1 protein-coding gene is annotated in these 1,089 nt (G+C 58.0%); it reads right to left on the reverse strand.

Features of this window, described 5'->3' with window-relative positions; translation table 11 throughout:
* Nucleotides 1-1,089: type II and III secretion system protein family protein (locus EOA85_RS35875; protein ID WP_206523481.1), on the reverse strand; the 1,089-nt coding region annotated here is incomplete at both ends.

Genomic DNA, 1,089 nt, shown 5'->3' on the forward strand with positions numbered 1-1,089 from the left:
AGCCAGGGAAAGGCCCTGACATCATTGTTGACGTTCCGCCTGATTAGACCGCCGATTGCGAAGCTCTGCCCACTGGCGAGTTCGACGACCGTATCGGCTCGGCGCGTGGAAACTGCCGGCACGGAAATTCCGTTGATTTGCACGGCACCTTGCGTCGACAGTTCACTGACTTCGGGCGTTACGTGAATGTTGATTTGATTGTTGCTGAGAACTGTCGGCACAAATTCCAGACTGACGCCGAAGTGACGGAATTCAACCGATACCTGCCTGTTTTCCTGCAGGACAGGAATGGGAAATTCGCCGCCAGCGAGAAAGCTGGCTTTTTCACCCGACATAGCGGTGAGGTTCGGCTCAGCCAGGACGGAAGCTATATGCTCCTTGGCGAGCGCGTCGAGAACCGCGCTGACGTTGACGGCACCGTTGTCGAATCCGATTTCTGCTGTACCGCCACCCTGGGTTGAACCAGATCCAGCGCTTGCACCGCTTCCGCTTAGAACGCCCACTTTGAAATTGCCGATTTGACCGAAGGCGGACAGGTTGACGCCAAGTGACTTCATGGCGCTGCGTGAGACTTCGGCTACGCGCACGCTGAGGTTAACTTGCAGGGATCCAGCGACCTTGATGTTGTTGACGACTTGCGCTCCGTCGCCCAGATATTGCTCAGTGACTCTTTTTGCGGTGTCGGCGACCTCTGCGTCGGGCGCCGTCCCGCTAAGGATTGCGCCGCGCGGCGTATAGTTGACGCGGATGGGATAGTCCCCGACCTGCTCCCGCAACATGGCGCGTAAATCCCCGATCGGTTGCGTGACAACGATACGCAATTCGGCGAGAGGTTCGCCGTTGCCGTCCAAGGCGAATAGGCTGGTCCGCCCCGATTTCTTGCCAAAGACGAAGATTGTTTTGCTCGATGGTGCCTGAAAATCCGCGATCGTCGGGTCAGCAACAAAGATGGTCGTGGCTGGCGCGGGCAGATGAACGGTCTCCCCGAGCGAAGAGGAAAGGGTCAGCGTGGCGTTGATGCTATTCGAAGCCGCACGCGGCGCGCCTTTGTCCTGCTTGTTTTGCGCCGCGTGCGGCTTCGAATAGCAT

The organism is Mesorhizobium sp. M5C.F.Ca.IN.020.29.1.1 (assembly GCF_003997375.1).
Classification (GTDB): Bacteria; Pseudomonadota; Alphaproteobacteria; order Rhizobiales; family Rhizobiaceae; genus Mesorhizobium; species Mesorhizobium wenxiniae.